The sequence below is a fragment of the Burkholderia sp. BCC0322 genome (genome assembly GCF_902833045.1).
GTDB lineage: Bacteria > Pseudomonadota > Gammaproteobacteria > Burkholderiales > Burkholderiaceae > Burkholderia.
This window is the reverse complement of record NZ_CADFDU010000009.1, coordinates 47445-66726: the sequence shown is the minus strand read 5'-3', so window position 1 is coordinate 66726 and position 19282 is coordinate 47445. Positions and strand designations below refer to the sequence as shown.

At 66.0% G+C, this 19282-nt stretch carries 13 protein-coding genes and 1 pseudogene; 13 read left to right on the top strand and 1 reads right to left on the bottom strand.

Going from position 1 to position 19282, the window contains the following annotated elements; genetic code table 11:
- Positions 1-378: 378 nt before the first annotated feature.
- The 4 genes and pseudogenes from HWX39_RS23655 to HWX39_RS23640 all read left to right on the top strand — a co-directional run.
- Positions 379-1542 carry an efflux RND transporter periplasmic adaptor subunit gene (locus HWX39_RS23655; RefSeq protein WP_175970230.1) on the top strand — a complete coding sequence of 388 codons (1164 nt, stop codon included), beginning with the start codon at positions 379-381 and terminating at the stop codon, positions 1540-1542.
- A complete protein-coding gene (locus HWX39_RS23650; RefSeq protein ID WP_175970229.1) occupies positions 1539-4709 on the top strand; it encodes an efflux RND transporter permease subunit in 3171 nt (1056 codons plus the stop codon). Before HWX39_RS23655 ends, HWX39_RS23650 begins: the two co-directional genes overlap by 4 nt.
- Positions 4709-6175: an efflux transporter outer membrane subunit gene (locus tag HWX39_RS23645; RefSeq protein ID WP_175970228.1), complete on the top strand. Its 1467-nt coding sequence runs from the start codon at positions 4709-4711 to the stop codon at positions 6173-6175. Before HWX39_RS23650 ends, HWX39_RS23645 begins: the two co-directional genes overlap by 1 nt.
- Before the next feature lie 366 nt (positions 6176-6541).
- Positions 6542-6847 (top strand): annotated as a pseudogene (locus HWX39_RS23640) (ABC-type transport auxiliary lipoprotein family protein); the annotation flags it as partial.
- 58 nt (positions 6848-6905) lie between these two features.
- Here HWX39_RS23640 and HWX39_RS23635 read toward each other — a convergent pair.
- Entirely contained in the window at positions 6906-7655 is a 750-nt protein-coding gene (locus HWX39_RS23635; protein WP_175970226.1) for a TetR/AcrR family transcriptional regulator, read from the bottom strand.
- A gap of 137 nt (positions 7656-7792) precedes the next feature.
- Between HWX39_RS23635 and HWX39_RS23630 the strand changes: the two genes are divergently transcribed.
- The 9 genes from HWX39_RS23630 to HWX39_RS23590 all read left to right on the top strand — a co-directional run bounded on the left by HWX39_RS23630 (position 7793) and on the right by HWX39_RS23590 (position 18944).
- Positions 7793-8113 carry a hypothetical protein gene (locus HWX39_RS23630; protein ID WP_244135079.1) on the top strand — a complete coding sequence of 107 codons (321 nt, stop codon included), beginning with the start codon at positions 7793-7795 and terminating at the stop codon, positions 8111-8113.
- A gap of 12 nt (positions 8114-8125) precedes the next feature.
- Positions 8126-9196 carry a VOC family protein gene (locus HWX39_RS23625; RefSeq protein ID WP_175970225.1) on the top strand — a complete coding sequence of 357 codons (1071 nt, stop codon included), beginning with the start codon at positions 8126-8128 and terminating at the stop codon, positions 9194-9196.
- Between the two features lie 37 nt (positions 9197-9233).
- Positions 9234-10190: a fumarylacetoacetate hydrolase family protein gene (locus tag HWX39_RS23620; protein WP_175970224.1), complete on the top strand. Its 957-nt coding sequence runs from the start codon at positions 9234-9236 to the stop codon at positions 10188-10190.
- Positions 10187-12157 (top strand): acyl-CoA synthetase, encoded by a 1971-nt coding sequence (locus tag HWX39_RS23615; RefSeq protein ID WP_175970223.1) that lies wholly within the window; start codon positions 10187-10189, stop codon positions 12155-12157. Before HWX39_RS23620 ends, HWX39_RS23615 begins: the two co-directional genes overlap by 4 nt.
- Positions 12158-12296: 139 nt before the next feature.
- Positions 12297-13034, top strand: a complete 738-nt coding sequence (locus HWX39_RS23610) for an OmpW family outer membrane protein (protein ID WP_175970222.1) — start codon at positions 12297-12299, stop codon at positions 13032-13034.
- 53 nt (positions 13035-13087) lie between these two features.
- Entirely contained in the window at positions 13088-16066 is a 2979-nt protein-coding gene (locus HWX39_RS23605; protein WP_175970221.1) for a molybdopterin-dependent oxidoreductase, read from the top strand.
- 10 nt (positions 16067-16076) lie between these two features.
- Positions 16077-16946, top strand: coding sequence for a 4Fe-4S dicluster domain-containing protein (locus HWX39_RS23600; protein WP_175970220.1), 870 nt, complete (start codon positions 16077-16079; stop codon positions 16944-16946).
- A 160-nt stretch (positions 16947-17106) separates the two neighbouring features.
- Positions 17107-18309: a hypothetical protein gene (locus tag HWX39_RS23595; RefSeq protein ID WP_175970219.1), complete on the top strand. Its 1203-nt coding sequence runs from the start codon at positions 17107-17109 to the stop codon at positions 18307-18309.
- 11 nt (positions 18310-18320) lie between these two features.
- Complete coding sequence (locus HWX39_RS23590; RefSeq protein ID WP_175970398.1) at positions 18321-18944, top strand: ABC transporter ATP-binding protein; 624 nt, start codon at positions 18321-18323, stop codon at positions 18942-18944.
- Positions 18945-19282: the final 338 nt, after the last annotated feature.

Genomic DNA, 19282 nt, shown 5'->3' with positions numbered 1-19282 from the left:
GGGGTCCCGGGCCGACACGGTCTCCGACGCGCGGTAGCGGGCAACGCCAGCGCGTCGATGACCTGTGCACGCCGTCGCCGCTGGTTCGTCATTCCGTCGTGCGCCGCGCGCGCACATCGCGCAACGGCGATGTGCGGCGTCGCCCGGTTCCGTCGCCGCCCGGCTAAGCGGCCGATCCGTCCGCAGGTCCACCGCCTTCGCCGTGCATGGGCATCGGCATGCCGGCAACCCGGACGATTTGCAACACAAACACTGGAGTCCTGATTTATCAGCAGAAACGTCCGCGACGGCGAAGCCGGAGCGCGCCTGTGCAACCGGGCGACCTGTCGTGGTCGCCGAACCTTTTTCAGTTGGCCCCTCACTTGTCTTGGAAACATCGTGAAATCACCCGGTCTTGACGCGCGGACTTCACCGCGCCCGTTTCTGACACGCTTCGCGCCGCCGGCCCGGCGCGCGCCGATCGCATTCGCCTGCTGTGCGATTCTTCTGACGGCCTGCCACTCGCACGAGGCTCCCGCACCCGAGCTGCAACCGGTGGTCGCGCTGGCGGTGCATGCGGACGACGGCGCCGAGCAGCGCGTGCTGCCCGCGCAGGTTCAGGCACGTTATTCGACGCCGCTGTCGTTCCGCGTCGGCGGCAAGATCGTCGAGCGGCGCGTGCGGATCGGCGACACCGTCAAGGCGGGCCAGGCCCTCGCGATGCTCGATCCGGCCGATCTGCACAACACGTTGCTGAATGCGCGTGCGCAGCTCGATGCCGCCGAGCACCGCGTCGCCTATGCGAAACAGCAACTGGATCGCGACCGCGCGCAGGCTCAGGCGAACCTGATCGCGCCCGCCCAGCTCGAAACGACGCAGGATGCGTATGCATCGGCGGTCGCGCAACGCGATTCCTCACTCGCGCAAATGGCGCTCGCGAGCGATCAGCTGCGCTACGCGACGCTGGTCGCGGATCACGACGGCGTCATCACGTCGGAGGATGCCGATACCGGGCAGAACGTGCAGCCCGGCCAGGCGGTGTTTCATCTGGACTGGAGCGGCGACCTTGATATCGCCTGCGACGTCGCGGAGCGCGACCTGCGCGATCTCGCGGTCGGCCGCACCGCGCACGTCAGCCTGACGGCACTCCCCGGCAAGGTGTTCGACGCGCGCGTGCGCGAAGTCGCGGCAGCCGCCGATCCGCAGAGCCGCACCTGGCGCGTGAAGCTGACGCTGCTCGCGCCGGGCCCGGACGTCCGCTCCGGCATGACCGCCAGCGTGACGTTCGACGGCGCTGCCGACGCCGCGAATCATGCGATCACGCTGCCGGCCACGGCGCTCTTTCATCGCGGCGACGCGCCGGCCGTCTGGGTGGTCCGCAAGGGTAGCGACACGCTCGAACTGCGCCCGGTGTCGGTCGGACGCTATGACGAACGCACGATCACCGTCACGTCGGGCCTCGCGGACGACGAACGCGTCGTGATGCAAGGCGTCCATACGGTCAGCGCCGGCCTGCACGTGCGCGTCGTGCCGCCGCTGCATGCGGAGGATTTCGCGTCATGAATGCCCCAGAACACCGGCCCCAGGACGACGGCGGGCACGGCGCGCACGCCGGCGCCGCGTCGCGCGACGACGACCGTTTCAACCTCTCCGCGTGGGCGCTGAAGCATCAGCAACTGGTGATCTTCCTGATCGGCCTCGCGACGATCTTCGGCGTGATCGGCTATACGCGCCTCGCGCAATCGGAGGATCCGCCGTTCACGTTCCGCACCATGGTGATCCAGACTTACTGGCCGGGCGCCACGGCGCGCGAAGTGCAGGAACAGGTCACCGACCGGATCGGCCGCCAGCTCCAGGCCGCGCCGTACGTCGACAACATCAAGAGCTATTCGCGCCCCGGCGAGTCGATGATCTTCTTCGCAATGAAGGATTCGGCGCCGGTCGACCAGGTGCCGGAGACCTGGTACCAGGTGCGCAAGAAGGTCGGCGACATCCGCGCGACGCTGCCGAAGGGTACCGTCGGCCCGTTCTTCAACGACGAATTCGGCGACGTCTATACCAACCTCTATGCGCTGGAAGGCGACGGCTACTCGCCCGCGCAACTGCACGACTACGCGGACAAGTTGCGCACGGCGCTGTTGCGCGTGCCGGGCGTCGCGAAGGTCGACTACTTCGGCGATCCCGCCCAGCACGTGTTCGTCGAGATCTCGAATGCGCAGCTGACGCGGCTGGCCATCTCGCCGCAGCAGCTCGCACAGGCGATCGACGCGCAAAACGCCGTCGCACCGGTCGGCACGATCACGACGGCGGACGATCGCGTGTTCGTGCGGCCGAGCGGCGCATTCAAGGACACGCAGGCGCTCGCCGACATGCTGATCACGGTGAACGGCCGGACGTTCCGGCTCGGCGACGTCGCGAAGGTCACGCGCGGCTACGACGATCCGCCCGTCACGCAGATGCGTGCAAACGGTCACGCCGTGCTCGGCATCGGCGTCACGATGCAAAAAGGCGGCGACGTGATCGACCTCGGCAAGGCGCTCGACGCGAAGGCGGCCGAACTTCAGGGCGGCCTGCCGGCCGGTCTGAAGCTCAGCGCGGTGTCGAGCATGCCGCATGCCGTCAAGCACTCGGTGGACGACTTCGTCGAAGCGGTCGGCGAAGCCGTCGCGATCGTGCTCGTCGTCAGCCTCGTCTCGCTCGGCCTGCGCACCGGCATGGTCGTCGTCATCACGATCCCGATCGTGCTCGCCGTGACCGCGCTGTGCATGCACGCGTTCGGCATCGGCCTGGACAAGGTGTCGCTCGGCACGCTGGTGCTCGCGCTCGGGCTGCTGGTGGACGATGCGATCATCGCCGTCGAAATGATGGCGGTGAAGCTCGAGCAAGGCTGGAGCCGGGCGCGCGCCGCGGCATTCGCGTACACGAGCACGGCGTTCCCGATGTTGACCGGCACGCTCGTCACGGTATCGGGCTTCCTGCCGATCGCGCTCGCGAAATCGAGCACCGGCGAATACACGCGGTCGATTTTCGAGGTGTCGGCGATCTCGCTGATCGTGTCGTGGTTCGCCGCCGTCGTGCTGGTGCCGCTGCTCGGCTACCACATGCTGCCCGAGCGGCAGCATCACGACGGTCATGCACATGGACAGGAGGTGTACGAGACGGGATTTTACCGGCGGCTGTCCGGGTGGATCTCGGCCTGCATCGAGCGCCGCTGGGTGGTGCTCGGCGTGACGGCGGTGCTGTTCGCGATCGCGATGGCGGCATTCACGCGCGTGCCGCAGCAGTTTTTCCCGAATTCGGAGCGGCCCGAACTGCTGGTCGACATGCGCTTGCCGGAAGGCGCGTCGTTCGACGCGACGCTGCGCGAGGCGAAGCGGCTCGAGAAGGTGCTCGACGGTCGGCCTGAAATCGATCATGTCGTCGACTTCGTCGGCACCGGTGCGCCGCGCTTCTATCTGCCGCTCGACCAGCAGCTTCAGCAGCCGAACTTCGCGCAGTTCGTGATCACGGCCAAGGACGTCGAGACGCGCGACCGGCTGTCGCACTGGCTCGAGTCGACGCTCGCAAGCCGCTTCCCGACCGTGCGCACGCGCGTCGCGCGGCTCGAAAACGGGCCGCCCGTCGGTTTCCCGATCAAGTTCCGCGTCAGCGGCGACGACATCGCGACCGTGCGCGGCATCGCCGAAAAAGTGGCGGACAAGGTGCGCGCCGATGCCCGCACGCGCAACGTGCAGTTCGACTGGGACGAGCCGGCCGAACGGTCGGTGTCGTTCGAGATCGACCAGCTCAAGGCCCGCCAGCTCGGCGTGACGTCGGAGGACGTGTCGGGCTTCCTCGCGATGACGCTGTCCGGCTACACGGTCACGCAATATCGCGAGCGCGACAAGCTGATCGACGTCGACCTGCGCGCGCCGAAAAGCGAACGCGTCGACCCGTCGAGGCTCGCCGGTCTCGCGATCCCGACGCCGCACGGCCCGGTGCCGCTCGGCGCGATCGGCCACGTGCGCGACACGCTCGAATACGGCGTGATCTGGGAACGCGACCGCCAGCCGACCGTCACGGTGCAGGCCGACGTGCGCGGCGAAGCGCCGAGCATCGGCGTGACGCGCGACATCGACAGCGCGCTCGCGACGGTGCGCGCGACGCTGCCGGCCGGTTACCGGGTCGAGATCGGCGGCGCGGCCGAGGAAAGCATGAAGGGCCAGACGTCGATCAACGCGCAGATGCCGCTCATGATCATCGCGGTGCTGACGCTGCTGATGATCCAGCTCAAGCGTTTCTCGCGCACCTTCATCGTCGTGCTGACGGCGCCGCTCGGCCTGATCGGCGTGGTCGCCGCGCTGCTGCTGTTCGGCAAGCCGTTCGGCTTCGTCGCGCTGCTCGGCGTGATCGCGATGTTCGGGATCATCATGCGCAACTCCGTGATCCTGGTCGACCAGATCGACCAGGACATCGCGGCCGGCCAGCCTCGCTTCACGGCGATCGTCGGCGCGACGGTGCGCCGCTTCCGGCCGATCATGCTGACCGCCGCGGCCGCCGTGCTCGCGCTGATTCCGCTGCTGCGTTCCGGCTTCTTCGGCCCGATGGCCACCGCGCTGATGGGCGGCATCACGATCGCGACGGTGCTGACCGTCTTCTTCCTGCCGGCCCTCTATGCGACCTGCTTCAAGGTGCACGGCGACGAACGCGAGTCGCGCGCAATGGACGTCGCGTCCTCGGAGACATGCTGATGAAACTCTCTCGTATCCCATCGGTGCTCGCCGCGAGCGCGGCATTGGGCCTGAGCGGCTGTGCGATGGCCCCGAGCAGCACGCCGCCCGCGATGCCGTCGCCGGCGCACTACGGCGCGACGCCTCAGGCGTCGCAGACCGCCGAGGCGGCTGGCGTCGCCCAGCAATTCGACGTCGGCGCCGCGCCCGTCCCGCAATGGTGGCGGCTGTATCGCTCCAGCGCGCTCGACGCGCTGGTCGACGAAGGCTTGCGCGCGAACCCGACGCTGGCCGCGACCGAAAAGACGCTCGCCGCCGCGCAGCAGGAGCTGCGCGCGCAGGTCGGCGCGTCGACGCTGCCGTCGATCGACGCGAACGCGCAGGTCGCCCGCACGCGCACGCCGGACATTTCCGGCGCGGGCACGCAAAGCCTGCGCTACAACGTATTCGTCGGACAACTGCAAGCGCATTACACCTTCGACCTGTTCGGCGCGACGCGGTATGCGAACGCGGCCAGCGCCGCGCGCGTCGACGTGCGCGGTTGCGAACTCGAAGCGGCGCGGCGCGCGCTGGCGGCCAACATCGTCGGCACCGCCATCGGCGCCGCGGCGCTCGACCGCCAGATCTTGCTGACCGAGCGCCTGGTCGCCGTCGCCGAAGCGTCCGCACGCGACAACCAGCAACGCTACGCGCTCGGCGCGGTGTCGCACGTGCAGGCGCTGGCGTCGACGCAGGGTGCGGCGTCGCTCGCTGCGACGCTGCCGCCGCTGCGCCAGCAACGCGCGACCGCCGTACACGCGCTCGCGATCCTGCTGGGCCGCACGCCCGACACGCCGCCGCCGATCCCCGCGTTCGCCAGCCTGTCGCTGCCGGCGCACGTGCCCGTCGTCGTGCCGTCCGACCTGTTGAAGGCGCGCCCCGACATCCGCGCGGCCGAAGCGGCCGTGAAGGCCGCCTCGGCGGACGTCGGCGAGGCGACCGCCCAGTTGTTCCCGAGCCTGTCGCTCACCGCGACGATGGGGCGCGGCGGCTTCAGCTGGCCGGCCCTGTTGTCGGGTGCGGGCGGGCTGTGGGCGGTCGGCGCCGGCCTGTCGCAGCCGATTTTCCACGGCGGCGCGCTGCTGGCCCATCGGCGCGCGGCGCTCGATTCGTACGACGCGGCCGTGCTTCAGTACAAGTCGGCGGTGCTGTCCGCGTTCGGCGATGTCGCGGATTCGCTCGCGGCGCTGGAAAACGACGCCCAGGCACAGGCCGCGAACGAAATCGCGGCGCGCGCGGCAGGCACGGCTTTCGACGAAACGGTGCAGCGCCGCACGCTGGGCGCCGTTCCGCTGTCCGCGCAACAGGCGAGCGAGCAGCAATACCTGAACGCGGAGCTCGATGCGGTGCGTGCCGCGAGCCGCCGGATGACCGATACGGCGGCGCTCCTGCAGGCGATGGGCGAGTTGCCGCCCGACACCGGCACGGCGGTCGCGGCCCGGCAGTAACGGATGCATTGATCGACGGATCGGGCCGGTGCGCGCCTTGCCGCCCGCGCGCGGGCCCGGGCGCGACACCTGACGCACGGCGTACCGTGAGTACCACGGCAGCGCCGGGCCCTCCCTTGGCCCGCATGATGGATTCCCGATGAAACCCTGGAACCTGGTCGCCTGCCACGAATGCGCCCGCTGTTTCAGCGTCCACCGCGCCGCGCGCTGGCGGCGCACTGCCCGAGGTGCCGCGCCCGCGCATGACCCGATGCGCCATGCCGAAGGCTGCAGATCGGTGAGCATCACGGCCCGCGCGACGACGACCTTCCCGTATATCGCATTGCCATCGAGATTCAGTGATTCAAGTCATGACCAGGTTCGCACGTCCCGATTGATGCGATATGGAGCGTGCGCCACGCACACGGCCAGCAAACGCTGACTTGCCACTGGGTGATCCGGGAAAACTTCTCCGACGGTAACGATGCGCTCGTCGATGGCCACCGTCGGGCGCTGGAAGAAATCGCTTCGAAGATCGACGTCGGTATTCGCACGGTAGCGGCGAAGCCGGCTTTTCGCGCGATGTCCGCGTGGGCTGCGCCCGACATGACGCCCGCATCGACCGTGCGCTGTCCCGCTTCGACAGGCGCGGGCCGGACGGTGCACGCGAGGCTCATCGATCCAGTCAGCTGACACGTGCCGCACGAGCGCTCGGGGTGACCTGGCCAGCGCCTGCGTCACCCCCGTTGCGTCACTGTGCCGTCTCGGCCGCCTCCACGACCGGCAGCGGCCGGCTCGCGATCTTCTCGGCTTCCGCGCGCTTGAGTCCCAGCGTATGCAGCAGCGTTGCCGCCGTGCGTTCCGGAAAATGCTCCCCGCTGAAGCCCAGTTCCTTCAGCACACCGGCGGCCGGCGCGCCCGGCGCGACGAAGTTGAGCTCGGCGGCAATGGCGGTCAGCACCGTACCGCCGACCGACAGGAAGCCGATGAACGGATCGGCGACCACGAAGCGTTTCTCGGCGATACCGCGCTCGATGTCCCGCAGCAGGCGCTGGCCGAGGCCGAACGTCAGGACCCGTGCCGAAAAACCCTCGCGGATCAGGAAGTGCCCCCATACCGGCTCGCGCCGTGCACGCATCAGCGTATGCCGCACCGACACGGAGATGATTTCCGCCGGGTCGGACAAGCCGCTGGCCAGACGATCGAGCGAATCCGCGAATTCCTCGAATACCGATTCCACGAGGGTGGCGTAGATCGCCTCCTTCGATTCGAAGTGGTTGTAGAACGAGCCGAAGCCGACGTCGGCGGCCTCGGTAATTTCGTTGATGGCGACCCCTTCCATCCCCTTCTCGGCCATCAGCCTGAGCGCGGCGTCCAGCAGGCGGGCGCGGGTCTCCCGCTTGCGGCGCGCGCCGCGCGGCTCGCGCTCTTCGGCGGCTGCGGGCGCGGGCGCTTCCGGCGCGGAGCGCTTTGGGGTCCGGCGATTCGGTGTGTTCGGCATGACGTTTCCGATTCTTGTTCGTGCCCAAGTATAGATTCAAATGTCTACATTGACAAAGTCATCATCTATGACTTTAATGTCACTAAAGGCAGCGATACGAGGCCTCTAGAACCCATCGAAAGACGAATGGAGAAACGGTGGAGACACATCTGCACACGGGCGCCAGCGCGCCCATTCACGGCAACCTGCCCTTGTCGCCCGAGCGCGGATTGCGTTCGGCGCTCGGCGTACCGATCCCGGGATCCGGGCCGGCCGGCGCCGCAACGGGTCATTTGCCGGCCAGTCGCGGTACTCACGACGAAGCGCGCCGCCCCCATGCGAAATCGCCGATCGACCGCGCGATATTCATGGGCCAGCGAGTCGTGCCGCGCGACGGTGCGATTGCATGTCGGCGGTCGCGCGCGAAGCCCCTCGATGCGACGGCGCCTGCCTTCGTGATTGCCATTCGACCTGCCTGACCGTCATCCGCGATGAAACTGACTACCCCACAGCCGGCGCGACACCCTCGCCCCACAACGAAGGCATCGGCGCTCGCCTATCTGATCTTCGATCGTCCGGACCTCGACGAGGCCGAGCACTTTCTCAACGACTTCGGTCTGCGAACCGTGCTGCGGGACGACACGCAGTTGTTGCTGCGCGGCACGGGCGCCGCACCCTTCTGTTATGTGGTTCGCCACGCGCGGCAGGCCCGCTTCGTCGGCTTCGGATTGCGGGTCGACAGCCGGGCCGATCTGGAAGCCCTCGCCAGCATCCCGGGCGCGTCGAAAGTCGAGGCATCGGACTGGCCCGGTGGCGGCCACCGGGTGCGCCTCACCGATCCGTCCGGCTTTCGGGTCGACGCGATCGCGGGCCAGACATCGGCCGGCTTGCTGCCGCATCGCGCCGCGCTCCGGTTCAACTCGGTCGACGCGCCCGTGCGGATCAACGAGACGCAGCGGCCGCCGGCGAGCGCACCCGAGGTCATCCGGCTCGGGCACGTCGTGCTCGAGCTCGCCGACTACCAGGAAACCTGCGCGTGGTACACGCAGCATTTCGGGTTCATCCCGAGCGATGTCCAGGTGCTGCCGGACGGCTCCCCTGCGGTCGCATTCCTGCGGCTCGATCTGGGCGACAGGCCGGCCGATCACCATACGCTCGCGCTCGCCCAGGGATTCGTGCCGACTTATAGCCATAGCGCGTACGAACTGGTCGACGCCGATGCCGTCGGCATGGGCCAGCGCATGCTTCGCGACAGCGGGTGGACCCATGCGTGGGGCATCGGCCGGCACATTCTCGGCAGCCAGATCTTCGACTACTGGCAGGACCCGTGGGGCGACAAGCACGAACACTATTGCGACGGCGACCTGTTCACGGCCGACGAGCCGACGGGCGTGCACGCGGTCAGCCGCGAAGCGATGGCGCAGTGGGGCCCGACGATGCCGCGCAGCTTCACGAAGCCCCGCTTCACGCCGTCGAGCGTCGCGGCGCTGTTTCGCAACCTGCGCCGCAGCCCCGACCTGACGCTGAGCAAGCTGCTGACCCTGGCGAAGCTGTTCGCCTGACCCCCTACCGCCTGTTCGACTCACGAGAGACCGATTCATGTCACTGCTAGTCCTGCACTTCCGGCATAACGGCCGCGCCCAATGGGGCGTGGTCGCCAACGGTGCCGTCACGCCGATTCCCGGCGACTTCGAAACGACCGCGCGCTTTCTCGCGGCGAATCCGGTCGAGCGGCTCGTCGCGCTCGACGGGCCGACGATTCCCGAGACCGATGTGGAATGGCTGCCCCCGGTAACGGCCAACCAGCAATTCGTTTGCCAGGGCGCGAATTATCGCCGGCACATGATCGAGTCGGGCATGGATCCGGACGCGAAAAAGTTCAACATGATCTTCACGAAGGCGACGAGTTGCATCGTCGCCGCCGACTCGCCGGTCGTGAAACCGCGGCACGTCCGGTTTCTCGACTACGAAATCGAGCTCGGCCTCATTCTCAAACGCGACATCACGTCTCGCCGGCAGATCACGGACGCGAACCTGCACGACTACGTCGCCGGCACCGTGATCGTCAACGACTATTCCGCGCGCGATGTCCAGATCCCGCAGATGCAGTTCTACAAGGGCAAGAGCTTCCGGACGTTCGGCCCGGTCGGCCCGTATCTGTGCCTGCTCGAACGGCGTGACTTCCCGAAGCTGAAGGCGCTCGACCTGACGTTGACCGTCAACGGCGCGGTGCGTCAGCAGGATTCGACATCGAACCTCGTCTACGGCCCGGCAGAGACGTTGACCGAGCTGTCGGGCGTGCACGACCTTCACGCCGGCGACCTGCTCGCGACCGGCACGCCGGCCGGCTGCGCACTCAGCATCCCGTCGCCGCTCAAGCAGCGGGCCGTCGCGCTGTTTCCCGAATCCGTGAAGTGGAAGATGTTCATGAAGGTGCAGGCGGGACGCGCGCAGTACCTGAAGGCCGGAGACATCGTCGAAGCCCGGATCGCGAGCCGCGACGGAACGATCGACCTGGGCGTGCAACGCAACGAGATCGTGGACGAAGCGGCATGAACGGCATCGCGACCCGGGACGACGTGCTGGCGATCGAGGCGCAGGGCCTGCCGGCGGACCTCCCTGCCAGCACGTACGAGATGATTTGCGCCGGTGCGGCCATCGATCCGTCCGCCCCCGCGCTCTCCTTCTTTCCGAGCGCCGACGCGCACCGCGACGCCGAGCGCTGGACCTATCGCGAGCTGGTTAGCGACATCACGCGCACGGCCAACCTGTTCACGCGCCTCGGCGTGAGTTCGGATTCGGTGATCGCCTATGTGCTGCCCAATCTTCCCGAAACGCATTTCGTGATCTGGGGCGGGCAGGCGGCCGGCATCGTCTGCGCGATCAATCCGCTGCTCGAAAGCGAGGCGATAGGCAATCTGCTCGATGCCGCCGGTGCGAGCGTACTCGTGACGCTCGCGCCATTTCCCGGCACCGATCTCTGGCAGAAAGTCGCGGCCATCCTTCACCGGGTCGAGTCGCTGCGGCATCTCGTGCTGGTCAACCCGGCCGATCGCGTGCGGGGCGCGGCGCAATCCGCTGCCCGAACGCTCCAGCGTGACGCGTGCACGAAGCTGCACGGCGACGACGGTTTGCGCGGCGCGGTGCCCGCACCTATCCAGATTCACGACTTCGGTACGGCGATCGCGCGGGAATCGGGTACGGCGCTCGACAACGCGCGCCGCTTTCAACCCGGCGACATGTCGTCGTTCTTCTGTACCGGCGGCACCACCGGGTTGCCGAAAATCGCGATGCGCAGCCACGGCAACGAGGTCGCGAATGCATGGAGCGCCGGCCGGTTTCTCGGCGACAGCATCGGCCCCGGCAAGACGACCTTCTGCGGATTGCCGCTCTTTCACGTCAATGCGGCGATGGTGACCGGCCTGCTGCCGTTCTCGCGCGGCGCCCATGTCGTGCTCGGCACACCGCAGGGTTACCGGGGCGACGGTGTCGTCAAGCGTTTCTGGGAAATCGTCGAACATCATCGCATCAATTTCTTCAGCGGCGTCCCGACACTCTATGCGTCGCTGCTCGACATTCCCGCCGACGGCCATGCCATCGACTCGCTCGAATACGGCCTGTGCGGTGCGGCGCCGATGCCGGTCGGCGTCTTCAGGGCCTTCCAGGAAAAAACCGGCATCCGGATTCTCGAAGGCTACGGCCTGACCGAAGGCACGTGCGTGAGTAGCGTCAACCCGCCGAACGGCGAGCGTCGGCTGGGATCGATCGGGCTGCGCATCCCGTTCCAGGCGATGAAGGCGGTCGTGGTGGACGATGCGGGACGGTATCTGCGCGATTGCGCGGTGAACGAGGACGGGCTGCTCGTCATCTCGGGGCCGAACGTTTTCACCGGCTATACGCGCCCCGATCAGAACAGGGCCCTGTGGCTCGATCTCGGCGACGGCAAGCGCTGGCTCAACACCGGCGACCTCGGCCGCTGCGATGTCGACGGTTACTTTTGGCTGACCGGCCGCAAGAAGGAGTTGATCATCCGCGGCGGGCACAATATCGACCCCGCGGCGATCGAGGAACCGCTTCATCGACATCCGGCGGTCCAGATCGCCGCGGCAATCGGGCGCCCCGACGCGCATGCCGGCGAGCTGCCGGTCGCATACGTTCAGCTCAAGCCGGGTATGAGCGCGACCGAGCACGATCTGGCAGCGTTCATGCAACTGGAGATCACTGAACGCGCCGCGCTGCCCAAGCACGTCCGAATCGTCGAAGCGATCCCGCTCACGGGCGTCGGCAAGATCTTCAAACCGGAACTCAAGCGCCGCGAGACGCGTGACGCGCTCCGCGAAGCGTTGGCGCAGGGCGGCGCCCCCGGTGCATCGATCGACGTCACGACCAACGAATCGGGCGGAATGTCGGTGTCGGTCGAGTTGAGCGACGCCGGGCTCGAGCCCGCGGCCCGACTGGTGCTGGGGCGCTTTCCGTTTGCGTTCTCGATCTCGATCGCCGCGCGGCCAATAAGGTCGCCTTGACCGAGCGCTACAGAACCGCGGCGATGGAGCAGCACGGCTAGCCTGCATAACACCTACATCGAAAGCAGGCCGCCGCATTCAATAAGGTATCCAGATTAGTTGTCATTCATGAAATGGATCGAGACAGAGGAGACACGAGATGAAGTTCAGGCGAACGATGCGTTTCGCAGGCGCGGCGGTTTGTATCTGCTCGGCCTCGCTTGCCGACCATGCCGATGCGCAGACGGCAGGCAGCATTACGACATCGGCAGGATGGCTGCACATTGCCCCACAGGGCGACGCAACGCCCCTGACCGTGCAGAGCGTGGGCGGCATGACGGTGAATCAGCAACTGGCCGGCACCGGCGCACATGCCAGTTCGACGGATACGCTCGGAATAACCACCGAGTACTACATCACCGACCACCTGGGTGTCGCCATGCTGTTGGGCATGCCGCTGAAAGTCAATCTGATCGGCGACGGGACGTTGCAGAAGTACGGCACGCTCGGCACGACACGGCCGATGCCGCCCGCCATCGAACTTCGCTACCACCTGTTTTCAGCCGCATCGAAATTCCGTCCGTACCTGGGCATCGGCGCGAACTACACGTGGTTCACGCAGGTTCGGGCAACCAACAGCCAGTTCATCTCCGACAGCTTCGGGCCGGGCGGCTCGGCACGAGCGACGCTCAGCGCGTCGTGGAATCCCGTGTTCGAGATCGGCGCGAATTACGCGCTGACAAGACACTGGTCAGTCGGGGCCTCCGTCAACTACATGCCCGTGAAAACCCACCTCACGTTATACGGACAGACCGCGACGGGCACGCCGATCGTTTCCAGATCGATGCTCCGGCTCAATCCCCTCAGCGTGTTCCTGAACGTCGCCTATACGTTCTGACGGGGACGCCCGGATGCCAACCCCCGCATCGAAGCAACACATTGGATCGAACGATGAAACGACAGGTTCTCAAGACCATTCTATTTGCGTTGCCCAAGGTTCTGGACCTGACGGCCCGCCGCTTCCCCGCCTACCGGGAACGTCTCGAGGAGCGCAATCTCGTCGCGTGGATCGGGCTCATGGATCAAAGCATCGGCCGCGCCATCGAGATCAGGAATGGCCGCATCCGGTCACGCGCCGGCAAGCACCTGCAGCCCGACGTCCGCATGGCCTTCAAGGATGTCGCGACCGCGCTGAAGTTTCTTTCACCCAGCCCGGACCAGGGCGAAATCGTCCACGCCGCCAAGAACTTCAAGGTGGTCACCGACGGCGACGACGCACTGCTGGTCTGGTTCATGCAAACCCTGAGCATGATGCGCACCGTCGGCCAGCCGATGGGCACCCCCATGCGCGACGGCACCCGGCGCTACACCACGTGTACCAACGGCGGGCCTCTGTTCGTCTACGTCAAGGATGGCCGCATCGTCCGCGTGACCCCCATCGAGCTGGACGATACGGATGCGCCAAGCTGGGTGATCGAGGCACGCGGACGCCGCTTCAGCCCGCCACGGCGCGGCCTGGTCGCGCCCCACGCGTTGACGCTCAAGTCGCTGGTCTACTCCGACAAGCGCATCCTTCACCCGATGAAACGAGTCGACTTCGACCCTGACGGCGAGCGCAATCCGCAGAACCGCGGCAAGTCCGGCTATGTACGTATCAGCTGGGACGAGGCGCTGGACATCGTCGCCAACGAGATCAACCGGCAAAAGCGCGTTCACGGCCCCGGTTCCATCACGTTCCCGATGTCGTCCCACCACCAGTGGGGCAACGTGGGCTACTACCTCAGCGCGCTGACGCGCTTCGCCAACCTGATCGGCTTCACCCGGGTCGCCGCGAATCCGGACAGCTGGGAAGGCTGGTACTGGGGCGCCATGCATCATTTCGGCAACTCGATGCGTGTGGGCGTGCCCTCCGGCTATGGCGGCCTCGAGGATGGTCTCAAGGAAGCCGAAATGATCGTCTTCTGGTCGTGCGATCCCGAGAGTACCAACGGCGCCTACGCAGGATTCGAGGGAACGCCGCGCCGCCTGTGGGCCAAGGAGCTCGGGATCGAGTTCGTTCACATCGACCCGCACTGCAATCCGACCGCCCAGCTGCTGGGCGGCCGCTGGATCCCGATCCGGCCGCAAACCGATGCCGCCCTGGCGACCGCCATCATGTATGTATGGACAGTCGAGGGCCTGTACGACCAGGATTACGTCGCCACGCGCACGACCGGTTTCGACGATTGGAAAGCCTACCTCCTGGGCGAAACCGACGGGATTCCCAAGACGCCCGAGTGGCAGGAGAGCGAGACCGGCGTGCCGGCCAAGGACGCCCGCGCCCTTGCGCGCCTGTGGGGAAGGAAAAAGGTGCATCTCGCCGTCGGGATGACCGGCGCGGGATTCGGTGGCGCGGGCCGCGGCGCGACCGGCGCGCAATGGGCGCGCTGCATGATCATGATGATGGCCATGCAGGGCTGGGGTAAGCCTGGGGTGAATTTCGGCTGCCTCGAAATCGGCGCCCCGCACGATCTCCAGTTCTATTTCCCCGGCTACGCGGACGGCGGCATTTCAGGCGACCTCGCGTGGACGGCCAATGCGGTGGACAACTACCAGCGCATGCCGCACATCCTGACCATGAATCCCGTCAAGCAGATGGTGCCGCGACAGCAGATGCCCGATGCGATTCTCGACGGCCATGCCACCGGTTATCTGTGGGACGGCATGTCGCAGGAAGCCCAGTTCGCGCCGTTCACCTACCCGATGCCCGGCTATTCGCCGATCCACATGATCTATCGCTACGGCGGATCCGCGTTCAGTACCGTGACGAATTCCGGACGCTGGACGCAGGCCTACCGGCACTCGAGCATCGAGTTCGTCGTCAATCAGTCGATCTGGATGGAAGGCGAAGCCCAGTTCGCCGACATCATCCTGCCCGCGTGCACGTCGCTGGAACGTTGGGACATCGGAGAATGGGCGAATTCGGGCGGCTACGCCCATCACGGGTATGGCACGGTCAACCATCGGATGCTGACGATGCAGCACAAGTGCATCGAGCCCTTGGGCGAATCGCGTTCCGACTACGACATCTTCACCGCCATCCTGACCCGGTTGGGCCTGGGTGGCGTTTTCACCGAGGGCTGCGGCGAGCTCGACTGGGTCAAGCGCGTGTTCGATTCGTCGGATCTGCCCGATCACGTGTCGTGGCGCGAATTCTGCCGCAAGGGCTATTTCGTCGTGCCGCCCGAAAAGCCCGAGCTTCGCCATCCCGTGGACATGCGCTGGTATGCGGAAGACCGGAAGAAGGATCTGCCGGAACCGCATCCGCTACCGTCGCAGTTCGCGGAGAAGTTTGGCCGGGGCTTGCAGACGCCGAGCGGCAAGCTCGAGTTCGTGCCCGAACTGCTGAAGCGGCACACCGCGGACAATCCCGAGCGGCCGCCGCTCAACCGATATATCCCGTCGTGGGAAGGCCTGCGCTCGGACCTGGCTCAACGCTACCCGCTGCAGTTGATCGCCACCCACAGCCGCTACAGCTTTCATACCCATTGCGACGGCAAGCGTTCCGCGGTGAACAGCGTCGACGATCATCGCGCGCTGATTGCCGGGCACCGGTTCTGGCTGCTGCGGCTCAATCCGGCCGACGCCGCGATTCGGCGCATTGCCCATCGCGATCTCGTCAAGGTGCACAACGACCGCGGCGCGGTGATCTGTGCGGCCGATGTCTCGCCGCTGGTGAACGCCGGCGTAGTGAAATCCTACGAGGCGAGCGCCGAATTCCAGCTGATCGAAATCGACGGCGAGCAAGTCGAGATTGGCGGTTGCATGAACATGCTCACCCCCGACCGGCCGCAGACCGCCGGCACGAGCAGCATGAGCCCGAATTCCTGCCTGGTGCAGGTCGAGAAATGGCGCGGTGCCGAGGCGTTCATGCTCGGTCGCGCAGCGTGAGGATTTTCCAATGAGCAAGTGGAACCTGATTATCAAGGTCGGACGTTGCGAGAACTGCCAGAACTGCGTGATCGCCGCGCGGGACGAGCACGTCGGCAACGACTTCCCCGGTTACGCCGCGCCCGCCTCGGCCGACGCCGAGAGCCCCATCCGCATCCTGCGTCGCGTGCACGGTGCCGCGCATATGATCGAGACCACGTATTTGCCGGTCATGTGCAACCACTGTGACGACGCGCCGTGCATGCGTGTCGGCGGCAACGCCATTCGCAAGCGTGCCGACGGCATCGTCATCATCGATCCGGACAAGGCGCGCGGCCGACAGGACATCGTCAAGGCCTGCCCTTACAAGGCGATCGTGTGGAACGCAGAACTGCAACTGCCCCAGATCTGGATCTTCGATGCCCATTTGCTCGACCAGGGTTGGCCCCGTCCGCGCTGCCAGCAGTCGTGCCCCACCGATGTCTTCGAGACGGTCAAGCTCGATGACACGGCGATGGCCGAGAAGGCCCGACGCGAGGGGCTCAAGGTATTGCGACCCAACCTGGGTACGAAGCCCCGCGTGTGGTACAGCGGCCTTGAGCGCTGGGAAACGTGCTTCGTCGGCGGAAGCGTCAGTGTCCAAGCCGCAGACGTGGTCGAGTGTGTCGCGGATGCGGCCGTCGCGTTGTACGCCGGTAATCAGTTGATAGCCGAAACCGTCTCCGACGGCTTCGGCGATTTCCGGTTCGATGGTCTGGCCAAAGGCAGCGGCTCCTACAGGGTGCAAATCCGGCATGCCCTCGGCAACGCGTCGCGAGCATGCGAATTGGGCGACAGCGCCTACCTGGGCGAGATCCGGCTCAGCCGGTCGACCCGCGCCGCGGCGATCGAGTGCGCGTGAGCCGACGAGGGCTGAACGCCGCGGTACTCGAATCCGTCTCCGCGGCTCAGCCTTGAAAAGGCAGGCGAGTTGTACCCTGTCGGCCGACATGGCAGGATATCGCTTCGATCGTGCGGGGCGCGTGGTGTGCGTTACAGGGATTGAATACAGGGATTGAAAAATGATGCTGTCGTGGCGATTGCGTTGGTACGTACTGGCGACGGCCCGGACGCTGCACAAGCACTGGCAGGCTCTATTACTTGCTGTCCTGCTGCTGGTACCCGCAATGCCCTTGTTCGCACAGTCCCGCCTCTTGGGCGCGCCCGTACTCGCACCTTTGGCTCCGGAGCATGGCTTCGAATGGCGGTTCGTCTGGATGCACATGCTCGAAGCCATGGGCATGCTCTGGGTGCTGATTCAACGTACGGCCATCAGCGGCGGCCCCTTCGCCGTCTTCGTCAAGTCGTTGCCTGTTTCCAATCGGCGTCACCGCGCCCTCGACGCAACCATCGTGCTGATCGCGAGTACGCCGCTGCTGCTGCCCGTCGTTGCCGCTGCGATCGCGTTCGCTTACTTGCCGCACAAGGCCTCGAACTATCTGTACGTGATCGATTTGACGATGATTACGCTTGGATGGCAATTGGTCGCGTTGTCGCGCAATATCAGTAACGGAGTGTCGTTGGTGATGGCCAATTTCATGCTGATCGGCGCGCTGCAGACGGGTCACGCGCTGCAGACGACGCTGCTGGCGGCGGCGTCGATCGTTGCTGCGTTCGCGTTGATCCATGCGCCTGCGGCATCCTCTGCGCGTGCGGGGCAGCTCGGTGCAACGTGGCGTCGATTCACCAATCGCATTTCCGTCAATGCATCGCGCCGGCTTCCGGCGTTGGTCAAACTTCAGCTCGGTATCGTAAGGTTTCACCTCGCAGGAACCGTTAGCCGCTGCGTCGTCATGGGCGCGGTCGCTGCGTCCACTTGTTACGTGATTGACCTTTGGGGTTTCGACGCACGCGTCGTGCCATTGACGCTGATCGCGCAGGCTGCGATCGCGTTGATCTCGGCGACGACCTATCGCGATTTGCGCGCGAGTCATGTTCGCGCGGCCCATTTTGTGCGCTCACTCCCGCTTGCCTCGATCGTGCAGGTTCGTGCGGATGTACTGACCGTCGCCACGCTGGCACTGCCATTCGCGGCTGCCGCGCCCCTGTTTCTGGTCGTGCACGGCGTCCTGGCGGCCCACGTCGCGGCAGCCATCGTCTTGGCCGGGGCGCCACTGCTTGCGCTGCTGCGTTTGCCACAACGCTGTGCGCCGGGGGAATCCGTGTTGCTCGGCGCAATACTCGCCGCGATCTGGATCGCCGCCGCATGGCAAATCTTCGTCTGATAGGCTTCACGATGCTTCGAATCGACAACCTCCACAAACGCTATGGCGAGCGCGTCATATTCCAGGGGCTGCGTCACAGCTTCGGGGCCGGGTGCGTGGCGCTTTGTGACGAAAACGGCAGCGGCAAGTCGACCTTGCTTGGCATCCTCGCCGGGACCATCGATGCCGATGAAGGCGATGTCTGGATCAACGGTCATTCGCTGCGTGAAGCGCCGCTCAAGGCGAAGTCGTCACTCGCATATGTGCCCGACGACTGCATCGCGTATCCGTTCCAGACTGGACGTGAGTTCCTCGAACTCGTCGCCGCGACTAAAAAAACGGTCGTCGATCGTCGCACGCTCGATCTGGCTCATCGTTTCGGGTTGGCGCCGCACCTGGACAAGCGCTTTGAGCAGATGTCCCTCGGCACTCGCAAGAAGATTTTCTTGAGCGCGATCACACTCGGGGAAGCCTCGATCGTCATTGCGGACGAGCCTGGCAACGGGCTCGACGACGCCGCGCGCGGCGTCCTCATGGATCTCTTCCGCACGCTGGCAAAAGATCGGGTGGTGTTCTTCTCGAGTCACGATCGATGGCTTACAGAGGGCTGCGGTGCAAGAACAATCAATTTTGCCGATCTTCGTCCGGTTGGATAGCGCGCTGGTTCAGCTATTCAGTTAGTCATCCCGATATCGGATGGCTTCGATGTCGCCATTGTCCATTTCTCGTGGACACGTGGGGCATGAGAAGCCGCGCCGATGACGGATTGCGGTCGGCTGCAGCCGCCCCTCAGCAGCCGTTCAGGCGCCCTCTACCGAAACAACCGTTTCAAAGCCGCACCCGCTGCCCGCCCGGCAACGTTGGCCAGACAGGCGTCCTGCGAATATCCCGCGCGATCAACCACGCCTGAAATCGCGAAGGCTTCGTCTCGATCGTGGCAGATTCATCAGAATGATTTTCGAGCGATCGAGAACGGCGCAGCGTTTCGTACGCC